This is a genomic window from Hydrogenophaga sp. GW456-12-10-14-TSB4 (assembly GCF_059424305.1).
In genome coordinates this window covers 43,225-69,220 of sequence record NZ_JBWKZH010000031.1, presented here as the reverse complement: position 1 = coordinate 69,220, position 25,996 = coordinate 43,225, and the positions used below count along the sequence as shown (strand labels likewise).

Sequence of the window (25,996 nt, the reverse complement as noted above, 5' to 3'; positions counted from 1 at the left end):
GGAGCCCACCCCTCGCCCCCTGGGCAAACGGGCGGCCAAGAAGGTCATGATGGAGCAGATGACGCAGGCGGCCGTGGTCCCCACCCACGCCCCAGACGCTGCCAAAGCGACTTTCTCCCATATGAATCAACGTGCCGTCATGACTCCTCCCGTCCCATCCTCCATCCAGAAAGACCCCAAGCGGGCCAACAACTGGAAGACCCTGCCGGTCGATCAACTCACCGATCTGGACGTGCAGGCCATGCCCGACAGCGAGTACATGAGCGACTTGCAGCTGGCCTACTTCCGCCGCAAGCTGTCCCAGCTCAAGGCCGACATGCTGGCCAACGCGGGCGAAACCACCGAGCACCTGCGCGAAGACACCGTGGTCGTGCCCGATCCGGCCGACCGCGCCACGATCGAGGAAGAGCATGCGCTGGAACTGCGCACCCGCGACCGGGAGCGCAAGCTGCTCAAGAAGATCGAGCAGGCGATCGCCCGCATCGACTCGGGTGACTACGGTTACTGCGAGGAAACCGGTGAGCCCATCGGTGTCGGCCGCCTGATGGCCCGGCCCACGGCCAGCCTCTCGCTCGAAGCCCAGCAGCGCCGGGAGCTCAAGCAGAAGATGTTCGGGGACTGAGTCCCTCGGCGCCCGTCTCCGTTTCCGTTTCACTTTCTGCACCGATCTCATGTCCAAGGACGACTCCAGCGGCGGCTTCCTGTCCAAGGTGGTGAAGTTCGTGCGCCATCCGACCACCAGCTGGTCGGACCTGGACACCCGGACGGCCGATCGCGAGAGCGAGTACAGCAAGGCCGCGCTCAAGGAAATGATCGAGCGCAAGCGGCGCAACGACTTCGTGCGCAAGCGCGAGTTCGACATGCTGCGCAAGATCCGCAGCCGCGAAGGCACCGGGGCCGAAGGGCCCGGCATGCGTCCCTCGTTCTTCCAGAGCAGCCTGCCATCCAAACCGGACGATCGGGCCGAGACCCTGAAGAAGATCGACGAGATCGAAGCCCAGATGTCGATGCAATGGTGGAAGACCAAGGGCCCCGATTCCCTGGTCAGCACCGGCTCCGGCCTGAACACGGGCACCCACGGCCCCGGCAACCTGGGCGCCAAGTCCCGGCAGGTGCCCCTGGCACCGAGCGTGCCGGAGTCCACGGTCCGCCAGCGCAAGGCGCAGTACGACGAGACCGAGCCCGGCCCCTTGCCCAACCCGACCGCCACCGCGCCCGCGACGGTGCAGTCGCTGGATGTGCCGTCCCTGAATATTCCGGGGTCCGCGTCCGCGCCCGCCGCGCTGCGCCAGGGCTGGAGCCCGGCGCGCGAGCGCGAGACGGCGCCCGTGGCCCCGCCGCCATCGCCGCCGGCGCGCACCGGGCTGGTGGCGCCCACGGCCTCCAATGAGCGCCGCGGTGCCGGCCAGGAGTTCTCGGCTTCGCATTTCTACGCCCTGGACGTGCAGGAGATCGCCCAGGACCCCGAGGTGGAAGAGGCCGCGATCCGCTTCGCCAACGGCGACGACGCCGGCGCGGAGCAAGGCCTGCTGGACGTGCTGGGCGAAGGCGGTGCCAAGGCCGATCAACAGGAAGACTGGCTGGCCCTGTTCGACCTGTACCGTGCCACAGGGCAGCTCGCGGCCTTCGAGAGCCGTGCGGTGGATTTCGTCAACCGTTTCAGCCGTTCTGCGCCGCAGTGGTACGACATGCCCGAGACGGTTGCCGGCATGACCGGCAAGGTGTACGTGCCCTCCACCGGCCACAACCGGGCGGTGTGGGTGAGCGAGCCGGAGCTCGATGCGCACGCGGTGGGTACCCTGCAGAACGTGCTGCTGCGCGCGGCGCAGCCCTGGGTGCTCGACTGGACGCCGCTGGAGAGCATGGATCTCAAGGCGGCGCGCGCGCTGCTGGGCATCTTCACCCTGTGGGGCGACCAGGAAGTGGAGCTGCGTTTCCAGGGCTCTTCGCCGTTCCGGGACCTGCTCAAGAGCCAGACGCCATCGGGTCGCCGGGACGTGGAGCAGCTCTGGTGGGAACTGCGCATGGCGGTCCTGCGCGTCATGAACCGGCCGGACGAATTCGAGCTCACCGCGCTCGACTTCTGCGTGACCTACGAGGTGTCGCCGCCCGGTTGGGAGAAGCCGCGCTGCTACTACTCGTCGCAATCGGCGGAACGGCCCGGCGAGGCCGGTCAGTCGGTGCTGGGCGAGTCGGTGCTGGAGCAGGTCGCGTCGGGTTTCCCGCACAGCGAATCGGTGCTCGACAGCGAGGCCGGCGACTTCAGCCAGCTGGGGCTGGTCGAGCTGTCGGGCGAGATCCGGGGCGATCCCCAGGCCACGCTCGAAGCGCTGGAGCGCAAGCTCAAGGGCGCCGACGTGCTCATCATTTCCTGCCGCAACCTGATCCGGGTCGATTTCTCGGCCGCGGGCACCTTGCTCAACTGGGTGTCGAACCACCATGCCGAAGGGCGTGTGGTGCAGTTCGTGGACGCGCACCGGCTGGTGTCGGCGTTCTTCCACGTGATCGGCATCACCGAGTACGCCAAGGTGGTCGTTCGCATCGACTGAGCGCGGCCGTTGCCGGCCATCGTTTCGGCATATTCTGTTGCACAAACGGGCGCCCGTCGCCGTTGCAATCGCACAGCCTGCCCTCATCTGAAGCGCCATGGAATCATTTCACGGAACCACCATCGTCTGCGTGCGGCGCGAGACACCCCAGGGCGTGCAAGTCGCCATCGGCGGTGACGGCCAGGTCACGCTCGGCCACATCGTCGTCAAGGGCACGGCCCGCAAGGTGCGCAAGCTCTACCGCGACCAGGTGCTCGCGGGCTTTGCCGGCGCCACCGCCGATGCCTTCACCCTGTTCGAGCGCTTCGAGGCCAAGCTCGAGAAACACCAGGGCCACCTGGTGCGCGCGGCCATCGAACTCACGCGCGACTGGCGCACCGACCGCGTGCTGCGCCGTCTGGAGGCCATGCTCGCCGTGGCCGACCGCAGCGCCGCGCTGATCATCACCGGCAACGGCGACGTGCTCGAACCCGAGCACGGCATCGTGGCCATCGGCTCCGGGGGCGCGTATGCGCAGGCCGCGGCCAAGGCCCTGATCGACCACACCGACCTCAGCGCCGAAGAGGTGGTGCGCAAATCGCTCGCGATCGCGGGGGAGCTCTGCATCTACACCAACATGAACCACACCGTGGAGGTGCTCTGATGTCCTCCATGACCCCGCAAGAGATCGTTTCCGAGCTCGACCGTTTCATCATCGGCCAGAAGGGCGCCAAGCGCGCCGTGGCCATCGCCCTGCGCAACCGCTGGCGCCGCCAGCAGGTCGATGAAAAGCTGCGGCCCGAGATCACGCCCAAGAACATCCTGATGATCGGCCCCACCGGTGTGGGCAAGACCGAGATCGCACGCCGCCTGGCCCGCCTGGCCGACGCGCCCTTCATCAAGGTCGAGGCCACCAAGTTCACCGAGGTGGGCTATGTCGGCAAGGACGTGGACAGCATCATCCGCGACCTGGCCGAGATCGCGGTCAAGCAGACGCGCGAGGTCGAGATGCGCAAGCAGCGCGTGCGCGCCGAGGACGCGGCCGAGGACCGCATCCTGGACGTGCTGATTCCGCCGCCGCGCGGCATGGCGGGCGAGCCGTCTGCCGTGGCCACGCCGGAAGGCACCGCGCGCCAGAACTTCCGCAAGAAGCTGCGCGAAGGCCAGCTCGACGACCGCGACATCGAGATCGATCTGGCCGAGGCCCGGCCGTCGATGGAGATCATGGGCCCGGCCGGCATGGAAGAAATGGCCGAGCAGTTGCGCGGCATGTTCAGCCAGATGGGGGCCGGCAAGCGCCAGACGCGCAAGCTCAAGATCGCCGAGGCCATGAAGCTGCTGATCGACGAAGAGGCGGCCAAGCTGGTCAACGAGGAAGAGATCAAGACCCGCGCGCTGCACAGCGCCGAGCAGAACGGCATCGTGTTCATCGACGAGATCGACAAGGTCACTTCGCGCAGCGACGCGGGCGGGGCCGAGGTGTCGCGCCAGGGCGTGCAGCGCGACCTGCTGCCGCTGGTGGAGGGCACCACGGTGTCCACCAAGTACGGCGTGGTCAAGACCGACCACATCCTCTTCATCGCGAGCGGGGCGTTCCATCTCGCGCGCCCGAGCGACCTGATCCCCGAGTTGCAGGGCCGCTTCCCGATCCGCGTCGAGTTGCAGTCGCTGTCGGTGGAAGATTTCGAGGCCATCCTCACGCAGACCCACGCCTCGCTCGTGAAGCAGTACCAGGAACTGCTGGCCACCGAAGGCGTGACGCTGGACTTTGCGCCCGACGGCATCCGCCGCCTCGCGCAGATTGCCTTCGACGTGAACGAGCGCACCGAGAACATCGGTGCGCGGCGCCTCTCCACCGTGATGGAGCACCTGCTGGACGAAGTGAGCTTCGACGCCACGCGCCTGCAGGGCCAGACCATCGCCATCGATGCGGCCTATGTGGACGCCCGCCTGGGCGAGCTCAGCCGCAACGAAGACCTCTCGCGCTACATCCTCTGAAGTCTGTCAGGGCCCCGGCTTCTCGCCGGGCGCCCTGATCGGCCCGCCCGCACCCCGAGTCGCAGGCGCCGCGCCGCACTTTTCCACTCACCTGATCATTCATACAGCCCTGCATGTAACAGGGTTTTGAAGCTTCACTTGCGGTAGCTGTTGTAAGTGCTTGCTTTTAATGTGTTTTTGACCGCAATAAAGCTTCTAAATGCTTCCTAAGTGGTTGATTTCATTGAAAAAATCTGTAGCCGGCGCCTTGCGCGCAGGGTATTTCCTGATAAAGTGGAAAAAAGTGCAATTAAGTGGTGAAAAGTGTCTTCTAAAGGCTAAACGCGGTGTTCCAGGGTGCTTCCTCTCTAAGTCTCGATGTGAAGGGTCGGCTGTCCATGCCGACCCGGCACCGGGACGCCCTGGGCGCGGCACTCACCATCACCAAGCACCCCCACGGTTGTCTGATGGTATTCCCGCGCAGCGCCTGGGAACAGTTCCGCGAGCGAATTGCCGCCCTGCCGATGCAGGCGCAATGGTGGAAACGCATCTTTCTGGGCAACGCGATGGACGTGGACATGGACGCCTCCGGCCGCGTGCTGGTCTCGCCCGAGCTGCGCGCCGGTGCCGGCATCAGCAAGGACGTGGTGCTGCTGGGCATGGGCGCCTACTTCGAGCTGTGGGACGCGCAGGTCTATGCAGCGCAGGAAGCCGAGGCCATGAAGGCTGAAATGCCCGATGTCTTCAAGGACTTCTCTTTCTAAGGGCGATGGTGCAAAGCGCATGGAACCATCAAACCGTCCTGTTGAACGAGGCTGTGCAAGCCCTCGACATCAACCCGGACGGCCACTACGTCGACGCCACCTTCGGGCGCGGCGGGCACTCCCGTCTGATCCTCGAGCAGTTGTCCCGCAAGGGGCGGCTGACCGTCTTCGACAAAGATCCGCAGGCGGTGCAGGCGGCAAAGGAACTGGCGGCCAGCGATGGCCGTTTTTCCATCCGGCACGAGGGTTTCTGCCATCTGGGCGAGCTGGGTGCCGCGAGTGCGGACGGCCTGCTGATGGACCTGGGCGTGAGCTCCCCGCAGATCGACGACCCCGAACGGGGTTTTTCTTTTCGCCACGACGGACCTTTGGACATGCGCATGGACACCACGCGCGGCCAGAGCGTGGCTCAGTGGCTGGAGACGGCCGAGGTCTCAACCCTGTCGGAGGTCATTCGTGACTATGGCGAAGAACGGTTTGCTCAATCGATTGCAAAGGCGATTGATCGTCGCCGACAGGAACGGGGCCCTTTTCGAACCACCAGCGAGCTGGCCGAAGTCGTGGCTGGCGCGGTCAAAACCCGCGAGCCGGGCAAGGACCCTGCAACGCGCACATTTCAGGCTTTTCGGATTTTCATCAACGCCGAGCTTGAAGAGCTGCAACAAGCGCTAGAGGCGAGCCTGCAGGTGTTGCGTCCCGGAGGAAAACTGGTGGTGATCAGCTTCCATTCGCTCGAAGACCGCATGGTCAAGCAGTTCATGGCGCGCCATTCGCGTGCCGTGGTGGACCGCCGCGTGCCGTTCGCCGAACCCGCGCCCATGGCCCTGACCGGCCTCAAGCGCGTGATGCCCTCGGACGAAGAGGTCAAGGGCAACCCGCGCTCGCGCAGCGCCGTCATGCGCGTGGCCGAGCGCACGGAGGCGCCGGCATGATCCGCCTGAACCTCGTGCTGCTGGCCGCCGTGATCGCCAGCGCCTTCTACCTGGTCCACACCCAGTACGAGTCGCGCCGGCTCTACACCGCGCTGGACCGTTCGCAGGCGCAGACGCGCAAGCTCGAATCCGAGCACGAGCAGCTGCAGGTGCAGAAGCGCGCGCAGGCCACGCCGGCGCGTGTGCAACTGCTGGCTTCGCGCCAGCTGCAGATGCGACCGGTCACGCCCGGCATCACGCAGTACGTCACCGTGTTCGAGCCGTCGCAGCCGGCGAGCGCCAACCCCACGCCGGAGCGTTGACCATGGGCCGCAGCATCAACTATTCCGCGAGCCCCCTGCTGGCCAGCCGCACCCCGGTGTGGCGCAGCAAGTTCATCGTGGCCGCGCTGGCCGTGGCCTTTGCCGGCCTGGCGGGCCGCGCCGCGTATGTGCAGGTGTTCGGCAACGACTTCTTCCAGCGCCAGGGCGAGGTGCGCTTCGCGCGCACGCTGGAGCTGCCGGCCAACCGCGGCCGCGTGCTCGACCGCAACGGCCTGATCCTCGCGTCCAGCGTGGTCGCGCAAAGCATCTGGGCGATTCCCGAAGACGTGGACCGCGCCGACCCCAAGCTGCGCCAGCTCGCCAAGCTGCTGGAGATGCCGCTGACCGACCTGCGCAAGCGCCTGGCCGACGACGACAAGACCTTCGTCTGGGTCAAGCGCCAGGTGGACGAGCCGGTGGCCAAGGAGATCGCGGCGCTCGGCATCAAGGGCATCTACCAGCGCCGCGAGTACAAGCGCCAGTACCCCGAGGGCGAGGCGGCGGCGCACGTGGTGGGTTTCACCAACGTGGAAGACATCGGCCAGGAAGGCGTGGAACTCGCGTTCAACCAGCAGCTGGCTGGTCGCAGCGGCTCGCGCCGCGTGATCAAGGACCGTCTGGGCCGTGTGGTCGAGGACGTGCGCGACGTGGTGCCGCCGGTGGACGGGCCCGACCTGCAGCTGTCCATCGACAGCAAGGTGCAGTACTTCGCCTACCAGAAGCTCAAGGACGCGGTGCTCGCGCACAAGGCGCACGCGGGCAGCGTGATCGTGCTCGACACGGTCTCGGGCGAGGTGCTGGCCCTGGCCAACTACCCCAGCTACAACCCCAACCGGCGCCAGAACCTCACGGGCGAGCAGCTGCGCAACCGCGTGCTCACCGACAGCTTCGAGCCCGGTTCGACCATGAAGCCGTTCATCGCCGCGCTGGCGCTGGAGAAGGGCCTGGTCACGCCCAACACCCCGATCCACACCGCGCCCGGCCGCATCACCATCGGCGGCTCGACGATCAGCGACTCGCACCCGAACGACGTGCTCACCGTGTCGCAGGTGATCCAGAAGTCGAGCAACGTGGGCACGGTCAAGATGGCCATGCAGATGAGCCCGCGCGAAATGTGGGAGACCTACGCGCAGGCCGGCTTCGGCCAGAAGCCGCAGGTCCCGTTCCCCGGCGCGGTCACCGGCCGGCTGCGGCCTTACAAGACGTGGCGCCCGATCGAGCAGGCCACCATGAGCTACGGCTACGGCCTGTCGGCCTCGCTGTTCCAGCTGGCCCAGGCCTACACCATCTTCGCGCGCGACGGCGAGCTGATTCCCCTGACCCTGCAGAAGTCCGACACCCAGACCGCCGGTGTGCGCGTGTTCAGCACCAAGAACGCAGTGGCCGTGCGCCAGATGCTTGGCCTGGCCGCCGGCCCGGGTGGCACCGGTTCGCGCGCGCAGACCATGGGTTACTCGGTGGGCGGCAAGAGCGGCACCGCGCACAAGCAGGAAGGCAAGGGCTACGCCGACAAGAAATACCGCAGCTGGTTCGTGGGCCTGGCGCCCGTGGAGGCGCCGCGCATCGTGGTCGCGGTGATGATCGACGAGCCCAGCAACGGGCAGTACTTCGGCGGCCTGGTGGCCGCACCGGTGTTCAGCGAGACCGTGCAGCAGACCCTGCGCATCCTCGGCGTGCAGCCCGACATGAACGTGAAGCCGCAGATCGTCACCCAGGTGGTGGAGGAGTCGTTCTGATGCGCACGATCCACCAGCCCCAGGCCGTGGCCGACTGGCTGCGCGAGCGCGGCGTGCGTGCCCTGCACTGCGACAGCCGCCGCGTGGGCGCGGGCGATGCCTTCGTGGCCTGGCCGGGCGCGGCCACCGACGGGCGCCGCTTCGTGGCGGGTGCGCTCCAGGCCGGCGCCGTCGCGGCGCTGGTGGAGCAGGACGGGGCGCAGGCCTACGGTTTCGACGACGAGCGCGTGGTGGCGGTGCCGGGCCTCAAGGCTTCGGCCGGCGCGATCGCCGGCGCCTTCCACGGCACGCCGAGCGCCGCCCTTGACATGGTGGCCATCACCGGCACCAACGGCAAGACCTCCACCGCGTGGTGGACGGCGCAGCTGCTGTCCTTCTGCGCCATGCCGTGCGCCGTGGTCGGCACGCTGGGCATGGGGCGCCCGCCCCGGCCCGGTCAGGCGGACAGCCCGCTGGTGGCCACCGGCCTGACCACGCCCGACCCGGTCATGCTGCAGGCCGAATTGCGCCGCTTCGTCGACAGCGGCCTCAAGGCCTGTGCCGTCGAGGCCTCGTCCATCGGCATCGTCGAAGGCCGGCTCAACGCCACGCAGTTGCGCGTCGCCGTGTTCACCAATTTCACGCAGGACCACCTCGACTTCCACGGCAGCATGGAGGCCTACTGGACCGCCAAGGCCGAGCTGTTCGACTGGCCGGGCCTGGCCAGCGCGGTGGTCAACATCGACGACGCGCGCGGCGCGGATCTGGCCGCCACGCTGGCCCAGCGGGGGCTGGACCTCTGGACCGTGGCCATCGAGGCCGGCCACCACGGGCGCGCGCGCCTGTTCGCGCAGGACCTGAGCTTCACCCACAGCGGCATGGCGCTGCAGGTGGGCGAACGCGACGCACGGGGCCGCACCCTGGCCCAGCACGCGCTGAGCCTGCCGCTGGTGGGCCGCTACAACGTGTCCAACCTGTTGTGCGTGCTCGCCAGCGCGCGCGCGCTCGGCGTGGCCCTGGCCGACGCCGTCCAGGCCTGCGCCGCGCTCACGCCGGTGCCCGGCCGCATGGAACAGGCCGCCGCCGGTGTGTCCGACCAGCCGCTGGTGCTGGTGGACTACGCGCACACGCCCGACGCCCTTGAAAAGGCCTTGCAGGCCTTGCAGCCGCTGGCTCGCCAGCGCGGCGGCGCGCTCTGGGTGGTGGTGGGCTGCGGCGGCGACCGCGACGCCGGCAAGCGCCCGCTGATGGCGGCCGCTGCCGAACGCGAGGCGCAGCGCCCGGTGCTCACCAGCGACAACCCGCGCAGCGAGGACCCGCTGGCCATCCTGCGCCAGATGGTGGCCGGCCTCGCATCGCCCGATGCCGCGCTGGTCGAACCCGACCGTGCCCAGGCCATCGCCCTGGCTGTCGCGGGCGACGTGGTGCTGATCGCCGGCAAGGGCCACGAGGATTACCAGGACGTGAAGGGTGTGAAGAAACCGTTTTCCGATCTGCTGCACGCGCGCGCCGCGCTGGCGCAGCGCCGTGGTCAGGGGGCTCCCGCATGAAGACCCTCGGTCAGCTCCTGTCGCAGCTCGACGGCGCCCGCGTGGTTGGCCAGCCCGAGCTGCCGTTCACCCGCGTGCACACCGACACCCGCACCCTGCAGCCCGGCGACCTGTTCGTGGCCTTGAAGGGCGAGCGCTTCGACGCGCACGACTTCCTGCCGCAGGCGGCGGGGCAGGGCGCACTCGCCGCCATCGCTCACCAGGGCCTGGCCGAGGCCGGCTTGCCCGGTGTGGAAGTGCCCGACACCCGGCGCGCGCTGGGTGAGCTGTCGCGCCGCTGGCGCAGCCAGTTCGACCTGCCGCTGATCGCCGTGACCGGCAGCAACGGCAAGACCACGGTCACGCAGATGATCGCCGCCATCCTGCGCGCCGCCGCGGGCGAAGCGGCGCACGCCACACAGGGTAACTTCAACAACGACATCGGCGTGCCGCTCACGCTGCTGCGCCTCACCGCCGCGCACCGCCTCTCGGTGGTGGAGCTGGGCATGAACCACCCGGGCGAGATCGCCGAGCTCGCCGCGCTGGCGCTGCCCACGGTGGCGCTGGTCAACAACGCGCAGCGCGAACACCTGGAATTCATGGCCACGGTGGAGGCTGTGGCGCGCGAGAACGGGCAGGTCATCCAGGCGCTGGGCGCCGACGGCGTGGCCGTGTTCCCGTCCGACGACACCTACACCCCGCTGTGGCGCGAGTTCGCCGGGGCGCGGCGCGTCATCACCTTCAGCGACCGCGATGGGTCCGCCGATGTGAAGGCGCTCAAGACCGAGTGGGCCGAAGGCGCCTGGGCGTTGAGCTTTGTCTCTCCGCTGGGCGAAGCCACGGTGCGCCTGCGCATCGCCGGCCGCCACAACGTGCGCAACGCCCTGGCGGCCACCGCCTGTGCGCTGGCCGCCGGTGTGCCGCTGGATGCGGTGGTGCGTGGTCTGGACGCGTTCGAGCCGGTGGGTGGGCGCTCGCGCGCGCTCGCGCTGCGCGTGAACGACCGCCACGTCACCCTGATCGACGACACCTACAACGCCAACCCCGACTCGGTGCGCGCCGCCATCGACGTGCTGGCCGAACTGCCCGCGCCGCGCCTGCTGGTGCTGGGCGACATGGGCGAAGTCGGCGAGCAGGGTCTGGCTTTCCACGACGAGGTGCTGCGCCATGCCCTGGCGCGCGGCATCGAGGCCGTGCACGTCGCCGGCGACTGGATGCGCCAGGCCAGTGCGCCTTTGCCCAGCGTCATCCACTGGGTCGAGGTGCCCGCCATGGCCGGCGCCGTGTGCGCCGCCGTGACCGACGACCGGCCGGTGTACCGCAGCGTGCTCGTCAAGGGCTCGCGCTTCATGCGCATGGAACGCGTGGTGCAGGCGCTGCAGGCGCTCGACCCCGCTCAAACAAGAGACAAGAAGGACAACGCCCATGCTGCCTAGCCTGGCCCTCTGGCTGCAAGGCCTGTCACCCGAATTCGGTTCCCTGCGGGTGTTCCAGTACCTCACTTTCCGCGCCGTGATGGCGGCCATGACCGCGCTGCTGGTCGGCCTGGTGGCCGGCCCGTACTTCATCCGGCGCCTGGCGGCGCTCAAGATCGGCCAGCCGATCCGCGAATACGCCATGCAGACCCACCTGAGCAAGGGCGGCACGCCCACCATGGGGGGCGTGCTCATCCTGTTCTCGATCGCGCTGTCCACGCTGCTGTGGTTCGACCTCACCAACCGCTTCGTGTGGATCGTGCTGATGGTCACCCTGGGCTTCGGTGCCATCGGCTGGGTGGACGACTGGCGCAAGGTGGTCCACAAGGACCCCGAGGGCATGCGCTCGCGCGAAAAATACTTCTGGCAGTCGGTGATCGGCCTGGTGGCCGCCTTCTACCTGGTGTTTGCCGTGTCCGGCACCAGCAATGAGCGCGTGTTCGAGTTGTTCGTGGCCTGGGTGCGCTCCGGCTTCACGCTGGACATGCCGCCGCAAGCCGGCCTGCTGGTGCCCTTCTTCAAGGAAATCAGCTACCCGCTGGGCGTGTTCGGCTTCGTGATCATGACCTACCTGGTCATCGTCGGATCGAGCAACGCCGTCAACCTCACCGACGGCCTCGACGGCCTGGCCATCATGCCGGTGGTCATGGTCGGATCGGCGCTGGGCGTGTTCGCCTACGTCACCGGCAACTCGGTGTTCGCGCGCTACCTGTTGCTGCCGCACATCCCCGGCGCGGGCGAGCTGCTGATCTTCTGCGCCGCCATGGCCGGTGCGGGCCTGGCCTTTCTGTGGTTCAACACCCACCCGGCCCAGGTCTTCATGGGCGACGTGGGCGCGCTCGCGCTGGGCGGCGCGCTGGGCACCGTCGCGGTCATCGTGCGCCAGGAAATCGTGCTGGCCATCATGGGCGGCATCTTCGTGGTCGAGGCGCTGTCGGTGATGCTGCAGGTGACCTGGTTCAAGTACACCAAACGGCGCTACGGCACGGGCCGTCGCCTGTTCCAGATGGCGCCGCTGCACCACCACTTCGAGAAAAAGGGCTGGAAGGAGACGCAGGTCGTCGTGCGCTTCTGGATCATCACCATGTTGTTGTGCCTCGTGGGGCTGTCCACGCTCAAGCTGCGATGAACGAACAGGCCGTCCTCATCCTCGGTCTGGGCGCTTCCGGCCTGGCCATGGCACGCTGGTGCAGCCGCCAGGGCGCGCGCGTGACCGTGGCCGACACGCGCGAGACGCCGCCGCAGCTGGCGGTGCTGCGCGCCGAGTGCCCGGACGCGAGTTTCGTGGCCGGCCCGTTCGACGACGCGCTGCTGGCGCGCGCCGAGTGGAACCTGATCGCGCGCAGCCCGGGCCTGGCGCCCGAGGTGCTGCAGGGTGTGTTCGGCTGGGCGAAAGAGCGCAACGTGGCCGTGGTCGGCGAGCTCGACCTGTTCGCCCGCGCCCTGCGCGAGCTGTCGCAGCGCGAGCGCCTCCCCTACAAGCCCAAGGTGCTGGCCATCACCGGCACCAACGGCAAGACCACCGTGACCTCGCTCACCGGTTTGTTGCTGCAGCGCGCCGGCCTGAATGTCGCCGTGGCCGGCAACATCGGCCCGGCGCTGCTGGACGTGCTGTCCGCCGCGCTCGACACCGAGGCTGTGGCGCAGGCGGCCGACGACGAACGTGCGGCGGCCGAAGCCGCACAGGCGCAGGCCGAAGCCGAGGCCCAGGCGGCCAACGCCGTCCAGGCACCCCCCGTGGTCGTCGATGAGGCCCCCGCGGTCGAGGGCGACGCCGAGGCCGACCCCGTGGCCGAGGAGGTTGAAGCGATCGAAACGCCCGCGAGCGACGAGGCCGAGGACGATGGGCCGACGCAGCTCGTGCCGCCCCCCGTGGAGCCGCCGCAACCCGCGCACCTGCCCCAGGCCTGGGTGCTGGAGCTCTCCAGCTTCCAGCTCGACGGCACCGCCGGTGGCGATTGGGACAGCGTGCCCACCGCGGCCACCGTGCTCAACCTCACTGAAGACCACCTGGACTGGCACGGCAGCATGGCCGCCTACGCCCTGGCCAAGAAGGCGGTGTTCGGTGCGCAGGCGCTCATGCTGCTCAACCGCGACGATCCGCTGGTGATGGGCATGCAGCCCGGCCTGGTGACCGTGAAGGTGGGCAACCGCAACCGCCAGCAGAGTGCACGCCCCTGGGCCAGCTTCGGCCTGGACGCCCCCACCCGCGCGGGCGACTGGGGCATCGAAACCGTCAACGGCATGACCTGGCTGGTGCGGGCCCTGGCGCTGGACGAAACGCGCAAGCGCGGACGCGGCGCCGAAGAAGACGAAGAGACCTACTTCCAGCGCCTCATGCCCGTGGACGCCCTGCGCATCCGCGGCCGCCACAACGCGGCCAACGCCCTGGCCGCGCTCGCGCTGGCCAGTTCCACCGGTGCCGCGCTGGGCCCCATGCTGCACGGCCTGCGCGAGTACCGCGGCGAGCCGCACCGCGTGGAGCCGGTGGCCATCATCGACGAGGTCGAGTACTTCGACGACAGCAAGGGCACCAACGTGGGCGCCACGCTGGCGGCCGTGAGCGGCCTCGGCGTCGAGCGCCGGCTGGTCGTCATCCTGGGTGGCGACGGCAAGGGGCAGGACTTCACGCCGCTGGCCGAACCGCTGGCGCGTTTTGCGCGCGCCGTGGTCTACATCGGCCGCGACGCCGCTCGCATCCGCGAGGCCGTGGGCGCAGCGCTGGCGCAGGCGAATGTGCCGCAGCTCGACAGCGCCACGCTGCCCGAAGCCGTCGCGCTCTGCGCGCAGCAGGCCCGCCCGGGCGATGCGGTGCTGATGTCGCCTGCCTGCGCCAGCCTGGACATGTTCGACAACTACATGCACCGCGCCCGCGTGTTCGTGGACGCGGTGCATGCCCTGGCCGCCGAGCAGGGCCTGAGCCTGGAGGGGGGCCTGTGAAGAAGAAGACCGTCGCCGCCGCGAAAGCCAACAGCGCACCCTGGGGCCAGCGCGTGCGCGCTGCCCTGACCGGTCTGCTGCCGCGCTTTCCGGGGCGCGACCTGGCAGGCGCGCTCGCCGGGGGCTCCTCGCGCGACGACCTGCCGGTGCGCCTGTCCAACCGCACCTATGCCGGCACGCGCAACGTGGCGGTGCGCGAACTCGGTTTCGACCAGCCCCTGCTGTGGGTGGTGGTGGCTCTGCTCGCCTGGGGCCTGGTGATGGTGTACTCGGCCTCCATCGCGCTGCCGGACAACCCGCGCTTCCAGAACTACGCGCACACCCACTTCGTGCTGCGGCATGGCATCTCCATGGTGATCGGCGTGATCGCGGCCATGGTGGCCTTCCAGCTCCCGCTGCGCTCATGGGAAAAGATGGCGCCCTGGCTGTTCGCGGTTGCGCTGGTGCTGCTCGCGCTGGTGCTGCTGCCCTTCATCGGCCGGGGCGTGAACGGCGCGCGGCGCTGGATCTCGCTGGGCATCATGAACTTCCAGCCCTCCGAACTGGCCAAGCTGGCCGTGCTGCTCTACGCCGCCAGCTACATGGTGCGCAAGATGGAGGTCAAGGAGCGCTTCTTCCACGCCGTGGCGCCAATGGCGGTGGCCGTGGGCGTGGTCGGCATGCTGCTGCTGGCCGAGCCCGACATGGGCGCCTTCATGGTGATCGTGGTGATCGCCATGGGCATCCTGTTCCTGGGCGGCGTGAACGCGCGCATGTTCTTCCTGATGGCGCTGGTGGTGGTGGGCGCGTTCGCGCTCATGGTCATGACCAGCGAGTTCCGCCGCCAGCGTGTTTTCGCCTACCTCGACCCCTGGAGCGTGGAGCACGCGCTGGGCAAGGGCTACCAGCTTTCGCACTCGCTGATCGCCTTCGGCCGGGGCGAGATCTTCGGCGTCGGCCTGGGCGGCAGCGTGGAGAAGCTGCACTGGCTGCCCGAGGCACACACCGACTTCCTGCTCGCCGTGATCGGCGAAGAGTTCGGTCTGCTCGGCGTGGTGGTGCTGATCGCGCTGTTTCTCTGGCTCACCCGCCGCATCATGCACATCGGCCGCCAGGCCATCGCGCTCGACCAGGTCTTCGCCGGCCTGGTGGCGCAGGGCGTGGGCCTGTGGATGGGCTTCCAGGCTTTCATCAACATCGGCGTGAACCTGGGGGCGCTGCCCACCAAGGGCCTGACGCTGCCGCTCATGAGCTACGGCGGCTCGGCCATCCTGCTCAACCTCGTGGCCATCGCGCTTGTGCTGCGCGTGGACTACGAGAACCGCCAGATGATGAAGGGAGGGCGCGCGTGACGGCCCCCTGCGCCCTGATCATGGCCGGCGGCACCGGCGGCCACATCTTCCCCGGCCTGGCCGTGGCCGAGGCCTTGCGCGAGCGCGGCTGGCGCGTGCATTGGCTGGGCGCGCCCGGCAGCATGGAAAGCCGGCTCGTGCCGCCGCGCGGCTTCACGCTGGAGACCATCGATTTCGGTGGCGTGCGCGGCAAGGGCCTGGTCACGATCGCGCTGCTGCCGCTGCGCCTGCTGCGGGCCTTCTGGCAGTCGCTGCAGGTGGTGCGCCGCGTCAAGCCCGACGTGGTCGTGGGCCTGGGGGGCTACATCAGCTTCCCCGGCGGCATGATGGGCGTGCTCGCCGGCAAGCCGCTGGTGCTGCACGAGCAGAACTCGGTCGCTGGCATGGCCAACCGGGTGCTGGCCGGTGTCGCCGACCGCGTGTTCACCGCCTTCCCGAACGTGTTCAAGAAGGCGCAGTGGGTGGGCAACCCCCTGCGCACCCCGTTCCTGCGCCAGGCCGCACCGGCCGAGCGCTTTGCGGGTCGCAGCGGCCCGCTGCGCCTGCTGGTGGTGGGCGGCAGCCTGGGCGCGAAGGCGCTCAACGACGTGGTGCCGCAGGCGCTCGCGCTGCTGCCCAAGGCGCAGCAGCCGCAGGTCACGCACCAGAGCGGCGAGAAGCAGATCGACGCGCTGCGCGCCAACTACATCGCCGCCGGCATCCAGGCCGAACTCACGCCCTTCATCGACGACACCGCCCAGGCTTTTGCCGAGGCCGACCTGATCGTCTGCCGCAGCGGAGCGAGCACCGTGACCGAGATCGCCGCCGTCGGCGCGGCCGCGCTGTTCGTGCCGTTCCCGGCCGCGGTGGACGACCACCAGACCACCAACGCCCGGTTCCTGGTGGATGCGGGCGCCGCCTGGCTGGTGCCCCAGACCGAACTCACGCCCCAGCGGCTGGCCCAGACCCTGCAGACCGTGCAGCGCGAGCAGCTGCTGGCCATGGCCACCCAGGCCAAACAACTGCAGAAAACCGAAGCCGTGGCGGCCGTGGTGTCCGCCTGCGAGCAACTCGCGAAAGTTCCGAAGCCATGAAGCACGCCATCCGTCACATCCATTTCGTCGGCATCGGTGGCGCTGGCATGAGCGGCATCGCCGAGGTGCTGCTCAACCAGGGCTACCGCATCTCCGGCAGCGACCTGGGCGAAAGCACGGTCACGCGCCGGCTGGTGGCGCTGGGCGCCCAGGTCTTCGTGGGCCACGACGCCGCGAACATCGAAGGCGCCGACGCCATCGTCACCTCCACGGCGGTGAAGCCGGACAACCCCGAGGTGGTGGCCGCGCACGCGAAGCTGGTGCCGGTGGTGCCGCGCGCGGTGATGCTGGCCGAGCTGATGCGCATGAAGAAGGGCGTGGCGATTGCCGGCACGCACGGCAAGACCACCACGACCAGCCTGGTGGCCAGCGTGCTGGCCGCCGCCCAGCTGGACCCGACCTTCGTGATCGGGGGGCGCCTCAACAGCGCCGGCGCCAATGCCCAGCTGGGTTCGGGCGAGTACATCGTGGTCGAGGCCGACGAATCCGACGCCTCCTTCCTCAACCTCCTGCCGGTGCTCTCGGTCGTCACCAACATCGACGCCGACCACATGGACACCTACGGCCACGACTTCGGCAACCTCAAGGCCGCCTTCGTGGACTTCCTGCACAAGATGCCGTTCTACGGCGCGGCCGTGGTGTGCGTGGACGACGCGGCGATCCGCGAGATCCTGCCGCAGATCGCGCGCCCCATCACCAGCTACGGCTTCTCGGAAGACGCGCAGGTGCGCGCGATCAACGTGCGCGCGGTGGACACGCAGATGCACTTCACCGTGCAGCGCCGCAACGGCGTGGAGCTGCCGGACCTCGACGTGGTGCTCAACCTGCCCGGCAACCACAACGTGCTCAACGCCCTGGCCGCCATCGGCATCGCGGTGGAGCTGAACGTGCCGGACGAGGCCGTGCAGCGGGCACTCGCCGAATTCAAGGGCGTGGGCCGCCGCTTCCAGCGCTATGGCGAAGCCGCGCTGCCCTCGGGCGGCACCTGCACCGTGGTGGACGATTACGGCCACCACCCGGTGGAGATGGCCGCCACGCTGTCGGCCGCGCGCGGCGCCTACCCGGGCCGCCGGCTGGTGCTGGCCTTCCAGCCGCACCGCTACACCCGCACACGCGATTGCTTCGAGGACTTCGTGAAAGTCATCGGCCAGGCCGATGCCGTGTTGCTGGCCGAGGTGTACGCGGCCGGCGAGGCCCCCATCGTGGCGGCCGACGGCCGCTCGCTGGCGCGCGCCCTGCGCGTGGCCGGCAAGCTGGAGCCGGTGTTCGTGGACGACATCGCCGCCATGCCGCAGGCCGTGCTCGACAACGCGCGCGACGGCGACGTGGTGCTCTGCATGGGCGCGGGCACGGTGGGCGCGGTGGCCGGGCGCGTGATCGAGTTGGCTCAAGGAGCCCATGCATGAAACAGGAGAACGGAATGACGGTGGATGCCAGGTCGCTTGGCAAGGTGGCGGTGCTCATGGGCGGGCGTTCGGCCGAACGCGAGGTGTCGCTGATGTCGGGCAAGGGCGTGCTGGCCGCGCTGCAATCGAAAGGCGTGGACGCGCATGCCTTCGACCCGGCCGAGCGCGAGATGGGCGAACTCAAGCGCGAAGGTTTCCAGCGCTGCTTCATCGCGCTGCACGGCCGCTTCGGCGAGGACGGCACGGTGCAGGGCGCCCTGGAGCTGATGGGCATCCCCTACACCGGCCCCGGCGTGATGGCCTCCAGCGTGGCCATGGACAAGCTTATGACCAAGCGCATCTGGATCGCCGAAGGCCTGGCCACGCCGGCCTGGCGCCAGGTGCACAGCGCCGAAGAGACGGTGGCCGCGTTCAAGGCGCTGGGCTCGCCCATGATCGTCAAGCCGGTGCGCGAGGGTTCCACCATCGGCCTGACCAAGGTGACCAGCGAAGCGCAATGCGCCGCGGCTTACGAACTCGCCGCGAAGCAGGACCCGCTGGTCATGTGCGAGCAGTTCATTGCGGGCGACGAGGTCACCTGCCCGGTGCTGGGCACCGGCGCCAACGCGAAGGCCCTGCCGGTGATCCGCATCGTTGCGCCCGAGGGCAACTACGACTACCAGAACAAATACTTCACCGACGACACGAAGTACCTCGTGCCCTGCGGCCTACCCGAAGGCGAGGAGGCCGCCATCCAGGCGCTGGTGCTCAAGGCGTATCTCACGCTGGACTGCCGCGGCTGGTCGCGCGCCGACGTGATGATCGACGCGAAGACCCGCAAGCCCTGGCTGCTGGAAATCAACACCTCGCCCGGCATGACCGGCCATTCGCTGGTGCCGATGTCGGCCAAGGCGTCGGGCCTGTCGTACGAAGACCTGTGCGTCGCGCTGCTGGCCAGCGCCGCGCTGGACAACGCGGCCTGAGACACGGAACACCACCATGCCCAGCACCGAACTGCCCCTGGACGTCAAGCTCATGACCGCGGTCACGCACGTCCTGGTCGTGGTGTTTGCCGTGCTCAGCCTGGGTCTGTTCACCACCTGGCTGGTGCGCCACCCGATCTGGTCGGTCAAGGCGATCGCCGTGCACGGCGACGTCGCGCACCAGAGCGCCGTGACCTTCCGCGCCCAGCTGTCCTCGCAGATGAAGACGCGCCTGAACGGCAGCTTCCTCACCGTGGACCTGCAGCAGGTCCGCCAGCTGTTCGAGTCTGTGCCCTGGGTGCGCAAGGCCGTGGTGCAGCGCGAGTTTCCGAACCGCCTGCGCGTGACCCTGGAAGAACACCAGGCCGTGGCCTGGTGGGGCGAGTCCGGCTCGGGCCAGCTGGTCAACCGGCTGGGCGAGGTGTTCGACGCCAGCCCGGACGACGGCGACGGCCTGCCCGAACTGGCCGGCCCGGCCGAGAAGTCGGCCCAGGTGTGGTCGCTGTACCAGTTGCTGGAGGCTGAGCTCGGTCGCCTCGACCTGGGCCTGGAGCGGCTCGAACTCACCGAGCGCGGCACCTGGCGCGCCAAGCTCGACAGCGGTGCCCAGGTGGAGCTGGGCCGCGGCACGCCCGACGAACTGCTGGCGCGCACGCGCCGCTTCACCGGCACGCTGGCGCAACTCACCGAACGTTACGCGGGCGCGCTGCAGTCCGTGGACCTGCGTTATCCCAATGGTTACGCGCTGCGGCTGCGCGGCGTGACCACCGTCATCGACGCGCCGCCCGGCGCAACCCAACCCCGTAGGTAATCAAGAAGCAATCATGGCCAAGGAATACAAGGATTTGGTGGTCGGACTCGACATCGGTACCGCCAAGATCATGGTGGTGGTCGCCGAGGTCCAGTCCAACGGCGAACTCAAGCTCGCGGGCCTGGGCGTGTCGGCCAGCCATGGCTTGAAGCGGGGCGTGGTGGTCAACATCGACGCGACGGTGCAGAGCATCCAGCAGGCCTTGAAAGAGGCCGAGCTGATGGCGGACTGCCGCATCGCGCGGGTCTACACCGGCATCACCGGCAGCCACATCCGGGGCATCAATTCCAGCGGCATGGTGGCCATCAAGGACCGCGAGGTCAGCGCCACCGACGTGGCTCGCGTGATCGAGACCGCCAAGGCCATCAACATCTCGACCGACCAGCGCCTGCTGCTGGTGGAGCCGCAGGAGTTCGTGATCGACGGCCAGGAGGTGAAGGAGCCGATCGGCATGAGCGGCATCCGCCTGGAGGCCAAGGTGCACATCGTCACCGGTGCGCAGAGCGCGGCGGAAAACATCATCAAGTGCGTGCGGCGCTGCGGGCTGGAAGTGGACCAGCTCATGCTCAACCCGCTGGCCTCCAGCCAGGCCATCCTGACCGACGACGAGAAGGAACTCGGCGTGGCGCTGGTGGACATCGGCGCGGGCACGACCGACGTGGCGATCTTCTCGGGCGGTGCGATCCGCCACACGGCGGTGATTCCCATCGCGGGCGACCTGATCACCAGCGACATCGCCATGGCCTTGCGCACGCCGACCAAGGATGCCGAGGACATCAAGGTCGAGAGCGGCTGTGCCAAGCAGCTGTTGGCCGACCCGGACACGCAGGTGGAAGTGCCGGGGCTGGGCGATCGCGGCCCGCGCATGCTCAGCCGCCAGGCGCTGGCCGGCGTGATCGAGCCGCGCGTGGAAGAGATCTTCTCGCTGGTGCAGCAGGTGCTGCGCGATTCCGGCCATGAGGAAATGCTGTCCTCGGGCATCGTGCTCACGGGCGGCAGCGCGGTGATGCCGGGCATGGTCGAGCTCGGGGAGGACATCTTCCTCAAGCCGGTGCGCCGTGGCATTCCGAACTACACCAGTGCCCTGTCCGACATGGTGGCGCAGACGCGCGCGGCCACGGTGATGGGGCTGCTCGAGGAAGCGCGCCTGGCGCGCGTGCGCGGGCACAAGGTGGCACAGAAAGCGGGCTCGATGCAGGGTGCGGTCGAGCGGGTCAAGAGCTGGTTCCTGGGGACGTTCTGATGAGGCACGCCCGTCACGCCCAGTGCGTTTCCCTTGGCCGATGTCGACGACGACGAGGCCGGTGTGCCGAACACACCGGACCCCCCGGATGACCCGAACCTTCACCCCCAAGAACTTCTCGCATACCGCCGACATCCAGGCAACAGACACAGTACAAGGAGCATCGCAATGAGCATCGAAATGATCGAAGTCGAAGAATTCAACCAGGGCACGCAGATCAAGGTCATCGGGGTCGGTGGTGGCGGCGGCAATGCGGTCGAGCACATGATCTCGCGCAGCGTGCAGGGCGTGGAATTCATCTGCGCCAACACCGACGCGCAGTCGCTCTCGCGCAGCGCCGCGCACAAGACCATCCAGCTGGGCACCAGCGGCCTGGGCGCGGGCAGCAAGCCCGAGAAGGGCCGTGACGCGGCCGAGGTGGCGGTGGATGACATCCGCGAAGCGATCGCCGGCGCGCACATGCTGTTCATCACCGCCGGCATGGGCGGCGGCACCGGCACCGGCGCGGCACCCGTGATCGCCCGCGTGGCGAAGGAAATGGGCATCCTCACCGTCGGCGTGGTCACCAAGCCCTTCGACTGGGAAGGCGGCCGCCGCATGACCAACGCCGACAGCGGCCTGGCCGAGCTGGAAGCCAATGTGGACTCGCTGATCGTGGTGCTCAACGAGAAGCTGCTGGAAGTGCTGGGTGACGATGTCACGCAGGACGAGGCTTTCGCGCACGCCAACGACGTGTTGAAGAACGCGGTGGGCGGCATCGCCGAGATCATCAACGAGTACGGCAACGTGAACGTCGACTTCGAGGACGTGCGCACCGTGATGGGCGAGCCCGGCAAGGCCATGATGGGCACGGCGGTGGCTGCTGGCCCGGACCGCGCGCGCATCGCCGCCGAGCAGGCCGTGGCCTGCCCACTGCTGGAAGGCATCGACCTGTCGGGCGCCAAGGGCGTGCTGGTGCTGGTGACGGCGGCCAAGGGTTCGCTCAAGCTGTCGGAGTCCAAGCTGGCGATGAACACGATCCGTGCCTACGCTTCGCCGGAAGCGCACGTGATCTACGGTGCCGCTTACGACGACGCCCTGGGCGACGAGATGCGCGTGACGGTGGTGGCGACCGGCCTGTCGCGCCAGGGTGTGCGCCGCACGGCGCCTCCGCTGCAGGTGCTGCGCACGGGTACCGACAACGTGCCGTTCAATGTGCCGACGGTGAACGCCGCCGTGGGTGGCCCGGGTGCTGCTCAGCCGGACTACAACTCGATGGCCGTGCCGAGCGTCTGGCGCACCAACCGCACCCAGGCCGCGGCCAAGGTGGATGCGCTGGCTTCCGGTGGCATGGACGATTTCGAGATTCCTGCCTTCCTGCGCAAGCAGGCGGACTGAGTTTCTCTTCCCTGGGTTCGCGTGCCTGCACCTCGCGGGCTCGCGGACCCCGGGCGCTCTGCTCCGCGGGTGTCCCCCGGCGGCTGGTGCCGCCTCCTCCTTTACCCCGCTGCGCAGAACGCCCGGGGTCCACGAGCCAGAAGGGACGATGGCATGCACACGGTTCTGCCGCCAAATAGGTCAGCGGTGATCGGGGTGGCCGGCGCAGCGAAGTAAAGGAGGAGAACCGGCGCAGCCGGTTCGGGGGACATGAGCGGAGCCGGCCACCCCGGTCGCCGCTGACCGTCCCTGCCGGAGAAAACCAAAAAAGCCTTCCCTATCAAGGCCATCAGCTTTCTAAACCATGTTCTGGCGCCCGGAAAACTACAATTCAAGGATGCTTGCCCAACGCACCCTCAAATCCCTGACCAAGGCCGTCGGTGTCGGCCTGCACAGCGGTCAGCGGGTGGAGTTGACGCTGCGGCCGGCCGCGCCTGACACGGGCATCGTGTTCCGTCGGGTGGACCTCTCCGCGCCGGTGGAGATCCCGGTCAATGCCATGGCGGTGACCGACACCCGCCTGGCCTCCACCATCTCCAACGGCGGTGTGAAGGTGCACACCATCGAGCACCTCATGAGCGCCTGCGCCGGCCTGGGCCTGGACAACCTCTACGTGGACATCACGGCCGAGGAAGTGCCCATTCTGGACGGCTCTTCGGCCTCTTTCGTCTACCTGCTGCAGAGCGCCGGCATCGTGATGCAGAACGCGCCCAAGCGCTTCATCCGCGTCATCAAACCGGTGGAAGTGCACGAAGGCGAGGGTCGCACGCTCAAATGGGCGCGGCTTGACCCCTTCCACGGCTACAAGCTGGCATTCGAGATCGAGTTCAACCACCCGGCGGTGAACTCCACCGGCCAGCGCGTGGAGTTCGACTTCGGCAGCGGCCAGTACGCGCGCGAGATCGCGCGCGCCCGCACCTTCGGCTTCACCCGCGACGTGGAAATGATGCGCTCCAACGGCTTGGCCATGGGCGGCGGACTGGACAACGCCATCGTGATGGACGACGTCAAGGTGCTCAACGCCGACGGCCTGCGCTACCAGGACGAGTTCGTCAAGCACAAGATCCTCGACGCCATGGGCGACCTCTACATCGTCGGCAAGCCGCTGCTCGCGGCGTACAGCGCCTTCCGCAGCGGCCATGCGATGAACAACCAGTTGCTGCGCGCCCTGCTGGAGCGGCCCGATGCCTACGAGATCGTGAGCTTCGAGCACGAGCGCGAAGCGCCGCAAGGCTTCGCCCAGCTCGCACCGGCCTGGTGATCGACCGCGCCCATGCTGCTGTTCCGATGGACCGTCATGCTGCTGCTGCTCGCAGCCGGCGTGTGCTTTGCCTTCTACATCGGCACCGGCGAGGCGCGCTTTCGCCTCTGGGGCATCGTGATCCTCAAATGGACCGTCATCGCGGCCCTGGGCTTCTTCGGCGTGCTCATCCTGGAACGCCTGCTGTAAGTCGACCGTTGCTCAGTGCGGCGGCGGCTCGGACACCGGCCGCACGAAGGCGCTGAAGAGCTGCAGCTCGCTGGTGTGGATCAGGCCGATCTTCATCTCCACCTCCAGCTCGCGACCTTGCCGGTCCACCACTTTGCGACGCAGCAGCCGGCCCGTGAAGGGCGCCTGGCCCGTGGTGTGGAAATGCGCCAGTGCCTTGACGAAGGCGATGTGGTAACGCTCGGGCAGGATGGTGTCGGCCAGCGATTCGCCCAGCACCTCGAAACGCTTCCAGCCGAACAGCTCTTCCGCCGCGGCGTTCCAGTCGGTGATGCAACCGTCGAAATCGATGCCGATGAAGGCTTCCTGTGCGCTGTCGATCACCGACTGCACCCGCTCCTCGTTGGCGCGCAGGTCGTCCACGGTCTCGCGCAGTTCGGCGGTGCGCTCGCTCACGCGCCGTTCCATGGCGGCATGGCTCTGCCGAAGCTCGGCCTCGTTGGCCTGCAGGCCCTTCACCAGGGAGTTGAAGGCGTTGCCCAGCAGGGTCACCTCGCGGTAGCCCGAGGTGGTGGGCGCCTTCACCGCATAGCCCGCCTCGATGCCGCGCGCCACGTCGGTCAGGTCCAGCAAGGGGCGCGTGATCTGGCGCGCCACCAGCCAGCCCAGCAGCGAAAACAGCACCGCCGCCGCGGCACCGCCGAGCAGCATGCGCCGGTGCAACTGGTTCACCGGTGCGTAGGCCTCGTCCAGGGTCTGCCGCACCAGCACCCGCCAGCCCAGGCCGGGGTAAGTGTCGAAGCCGTGGTCGCGGGTGTAGCCCACGAGGTAGGTCTGGCCGTCGGGCCAGGTTTCGGTCGCGTGGCCCGACTCGCCCCGGCCGGCCGCCTCCAGGCTGGGCAGTTGCAGGGTCGTGCCCTGCACGTCCTTCGGGCCGAGCAACACCGTGCCCGTGGTCGAGACGATCAGCATGTCGACGCTGCGATGGCGGCTCACGGGGGTGAAGATCGCGTCCTGGATGTCGTTGGCCCAGTTCCACGACAGGTGCACGCCCAGCACACCGGTGGTCAGGCCCGCGGCGTCTTTCAGAGGAAAAGCGATGTCGACCAACCGCAGCGGCTCGGCCCCCGGCGTGCCCAGCAGCTTCGCGAGCAGCAAGGCGTCGTGCACATCGCCCATGGGGTGGTCGTCCAGCGCGTTGCGGAACCACGGGCGCGCCGACACGTCTTCGCCTTCGAGCATGCCCTGTGTGGCGGTGCGCACCACGCCGCTGGTGTCGGTCACACCGATCCAGGCGTAGTGCCGGTAGCTCTTCTGCAGCGCTTCGATCTCTCCCCGGATGGTGTCGGGATCGGTCTGGCCGCTGAGCCGTCGGGCAATGAGGCCGACCTCGCGGTAGCGCTCGAACATGGAGCGGTCGAGCCGGCTCGCGGTCTGCTGCGCCAGTTCGGTCAGGTTGGCCGCGATGGCCTCGCGCACCTGGCGGCTGGCGGCGCGGTCGCTGAACAGCGTCAGGCTCAGCGTGAGCATCAGGGACAGCGCGGTGAAGGCGAGGGCCAGCCAGGCCTTCAGGCTCCAGCGGCGCAATGCGGATTCCCCCATGCTCAGTACACCCGCCCGGCCTTGTAGGCGGCGTGGGTGCGCGCCTGTTGGGTGGAGACCTTGCTGATCGCTGCCAGGGTGCGGCTCACCTGGGCGTGGGTGATGGCCAGGCCGAGCGCGTCGGCCGCGTCCTTGCCGGGCAGGCCGGGCAGGCGCAGCAGGCGCTTGACCATTTCCTGCATCTGCGGCTTGCCGGCCCGGCCGCTGCCGGCCACGGCCTTCTTCAACTGCAGCGCGGTGTACTCGGCCACTTCCAGCTGGTTGGCCACGAGGGCGGTGAGGCAGGCGCCGCGCGCCTGGCCCAGCAGCAGCGTGGCCTGGGGGTTGACGTTGACGAACACGATTTCACACACCGACACCTGGGGCTGGTAACGCGCCACCACTTCGGTGATGCCGTCGAACAGGATCTTGAGCCGCTCGGGCAGCAAGGCGCCGTCCTTCGGGCTGGTCTGGATGGTGCCGCTGGCGACGTAGTGCAGGGCGGCGCCTTCGGTGTCGATCACGCCGAAGCCGGTGCACTGCAGGCCGGGGTCGATGCCAAGGATGCGCATGGGGAAGATC

The 25,996-nt window shown here is 68.5% G+C and carries 23 protein-coding genes; 21 read left to right on the top strand and 2 right to left on the bottom strand.

The window, feature by feature from the left end:
• Positions 1-139: 139 nt before the first annotated feature.
• The 21 genes from dksA (at position 140) to AC07ZS_RS16255 (ending at position 23,854) form a co-directional block, all read left to right on the top strand.
• Entirely contained in the window at positions 140-622 is a 483-nt protein-coding gene (gene dksA / locus AC07ZS_RS16355) for an RNA polymerase-binding protein DksA (RefSeq protein ID WP_494799584.1), read from the top strand.
• Between the two features lie 49 nt (positions 623-671).
• Positions 672-2,549, top strand: a complete 1,878-nt coding sequence (locus tag AC07ZS_RS16350; protein ID WP_494799583.1) for an STAS domain-containing protein — start codon at positions 672-674, stop codon at positions 2,547-2,549.
• A gap of 97 nt (positions 2,550-2,646) precedes the next feature.
• On the top strand, positions 2,647-3,192 hold the full coding sequence (gene hslV / locus AC07ZS_RS16345; protein WP_494799582.1) for an ATP-dependent protease subunit HslV: 546 nt from the start codon (positions 2,647-2,649) through the stop codon (positions 3,190-3,192).
• Positions 3,192-4,526, top strand: a complete 1,335-nt coding sequence (gene hslU, locus AC07ZS_RS16340; protein WP_494799581.1) for an ATP-dependent protease ATPase subunit HslU — start codon at positions 3,192-3,194, stop codon at positions 4,524-4,526. The genes hslV and hslU overlap by 1 nt, the downstream gene beginning before the upstream one ends.
• A 326-nt stretch (positions 4,527-4,852) precedes the next feature.
• Positions 4,853-5,269: a division/cell wall cluster transcriptional repressor MraZ gene (gene mraZ, locus AC07ZS_RS16335; RefSeq protein ID WP_494799580.1), complete on the top strand. Its 417-nt coding sequence runs from the start codon at positions 4,853-4,855 to the stop codon at positions 5,267-5,269.
• 5 nt (positions 5,270-5,274) lie between these two features.
• Positions 5,275-6,201, top strand: a complete 927-nt coding sequence (rsmH, locus tag AC07ZS_RS16330; protein WP_494799579.1) for a 16S rRNA (cytosine(1402)-N(4))-methyltransferase RsmH — start codon at positions 5,275-5,277, stop codon at positions 6,199-6,201.
• Complete coding sequence (gene ftsL / locus AC07ZS_RS16325; protein WP_494799578.1) at positions 6,198-6,503, top strand: cell division protein FtsL; 306 nt, start codon at positions 6,198-6,200, stop codon at positions 6,501-6,503. The genes rsmH and ftsL overlap by 4 nt, the downstream gene beginning before the upstream one ends.
• A gap of 2 nt (positions 6,504-6,505) precedes the next feature.
• A complete protein-coding gene (locus tag AC07ZS_RS16320; protein ID WP_494799577.1) occupies positions 6,506-8,239 on the top strand; it encodes a peptidoglycan D,D-transpeptidase FtsI family protein in 1,734 nt (577 codons plus the stop codon).
• A complete protein-coding gene (locus AC07ZS_RS16315; protein WP_494799576.1) occupies positions 8,239-9,768 on the top strand; it encodes a UDP-N-acetylmuramoyl-L-alanyl-D-glutamate--2,6-diaminopimelate ligase in 1,530 nt (509 codons plus the stop codon). Before AC07ZS_RS16320 ends, AC07ZS_RS16315 begins: the two co-directional genes overlap by 1 nt.
• The gene (locus AC07ZS_RS16310; protein ID WP_494799575.1) at positions 9,765-11,183 is read left to right on the top strand and encodes a UDP-N-acetylmuramoyl-tripeptide--D-alanyl-D-alanine ligase; all 1,419 of its coding nucleotides are present in this window, start codon (positions 9,765-9,767) and stop codon (positions 11,181-11,183) included. The genes AC07ZS_RS16315 and AC07ZS_RS16310 overlap by 4 nt, the downstream gene beginning before the upstream one ends.
• Positions 11,173-12,351 (top strand): phospho-N-acetylmuramoyl-pentapeptide-transferase, encoded by a 1,179-nt coding sequence (mraY, locus tag AC07ZS_RS16305; RefSeq protein WP_494799574.1) that lies wholly within the window; start codon positions 11,173-11,175, stop codon positions 12,349-12,351. Before AC07ZS_RS16310 ends, mraY begins: the two co-directional genes overlap by 11 nt.
• On the top strand, positions 12,348-14,162 hold the full coding sequence (murD, locus tag AC07ZS_RS16300) for a UDP-N-acetylmuramoyl-L-alanine--D-glutamate ligase (protein ID WP_494799573.1): 1,815 nt from the start codon (positions 12,348-12,350) through the stop codon (positions 14,160-14,162). Before mraY ends, murD begins: the two co-directional genes overlap by 4 nt.
• 74 nt (positions 14,163-14,236) lie before the next feature.
• Positions 14,237-15,493 carry a putative lipid II flippase FtsW gene (gene ftsW, locus AC07ZS_RS16295; RefSeq protein ID WP_494799585.1) on the top strand — a complete coding sequence of 419 codons (1,257 nt, stop codon included), beginning with the start codon at positions 14,237-14,239 and terminating at the stop codon, positions 15,491-15,493.
• Positions 15,490-16,566: an undecaprenyldiphospho-muramoylpentapeptide beta-N-acetylglucosaminyltransferase gene (murG, locus tag AC07ZS_RS16290; RefSeq protein ID WP_494799572.1), complete on the top strand. Its 1,077-nt coding sequence runs from the start codon at positions 15,490-15,492 to the stop codon at positions 16,564-16,566. Before ftsW ends, murG begins: the two co-directional genes overlap by 4 nt.
• Positions 16,563-17,972 carry a UDP-N-acetylmuramate--L-alanine ligase gene (gene murC / locus AC07ZS_RS16285; protein WP_494799571.1) on the top strand — a complete coding sequence of 470 codons (1,410 nt, stop codon included), beginning with the start codon at positions 16,563-16,565 and terminating at the stop codon, positions 17,970-17,972. Before murG ends, murC begins: the two co-directional genes overlap by 4 nt.
• Positions 17,969-18,934 carry a D-alanine--D-alanine ligase gene (locus tag AC07ZS_RS16280; RefSeq protein ID WP_494799570.1) on the top strand — a complete coding sequence of 322 codons (966 nt, stop codon included), beginning with the start codon at positions 17,969-17,971 and terminating at the stop codon, positions 18,932-18,934. The genes murC and AC07ZS_RS16280 overlap by 4 nt, the downstream gene beginning before the upstream one ends.
• A 16-nt stretch (positions 18,935-18,950) precedes the next feature.
• Positions 18,951-19,745 carry a cell division protein FtsQ/DivIB gene (locus AC07ZS_RS16275; protein ID WP_494799569.1) on the top strand — a complete coding sequence of 265 codons (795 nt, stop codon included), beginning with the start codon at positions 18,951-18,953 and terminating at the stop codon, positions 19,743-19,745.
• A 13-nt stretch (positions 19,746-19,758) separates the two neighbouring features.
• Positions 19,759-20,988, top strand: coding sequence for a cell division protein FtsA (ftsA, locus tag AC07ZS_RS16270; protein WP_494799568.1), 1,230 nt, complete (start codon positions 19,759-19,761; stop codon positions 20,986-20,988).
• Between the two features lie 168 nt (positions 20,989-21,156).
• Positions 21,157-22,365 (top strand): cell division protein FtsZ, encoded by a 1,209-nt coding sequence (gene ftsZ, locus AC07ZS_RS16265; RefSeq protein WP_382154587.1) that lies wholly within the window; start codon positions 21,157-21,159, stop codon positions 22,363-22,365.
• 376 nt (positions 22,366-22,741) lie between these two features.
• Positions 22,742-23,665: a UDP-3-O-acyl-N-acetylglucosamine deacetylase gene (gene lpxC, locus AC07ZS_RS16260; RefSeq protein ID WP_494799567.1), complete on the top strand. Its 924-nt coding sequence runs from the start codon at positions 22,742-22,744 to the stop codon at positions 23,663-23,665.
• A gap of 12 nt (positions 23,666-23,677) precedes the next feature.
• Positions 23,678-23,854 (top strand): hypothetical protein, encoded by a 177-nt coding sequence (locus AC07ZS_RS16255; protein ID WP_494799566.1) that lies wholly within the window; start codon positions 23,678-23,680, stop codon positions 23,852-23,854.
• A 12-nt stretch (positions 23,855-23,866) separates the two neighbouring features.
• On the opposite strand, the gene AC07ZS_RS16250 is transcribed toward AC07ZS_RS16255, so the two are convergent.
• Positions 23,867-25,435 carry a PAS domain S-box protein gene (locus AC07ZS_RS16250; protein WP_494799565.1) on the bottom strand — a complete coding sequence of 523 codons (1,569 nt, stop codon included), beginning with the start codon at positions 25,433-25,435 and terminating at the stop codon, positions 23,867-23,869.
• A 2-nt stretch (positions 25,436-25,437) separates the two neighbouring features.
• Complete coding sequence (gene ruvC, locus AC07ZS_RS16245) at positions 25,438-25,986, bottom strand: crossover junction endodeoxyribonuclease RuvC (protein WP_494799564.1); 549 nt, start codon at positions 25,984-25,986, stop codon at positions 25,438-25,440.
• Between the last annotated feature and the right edge of the window lie 10 nt (positions 25,987-25,996).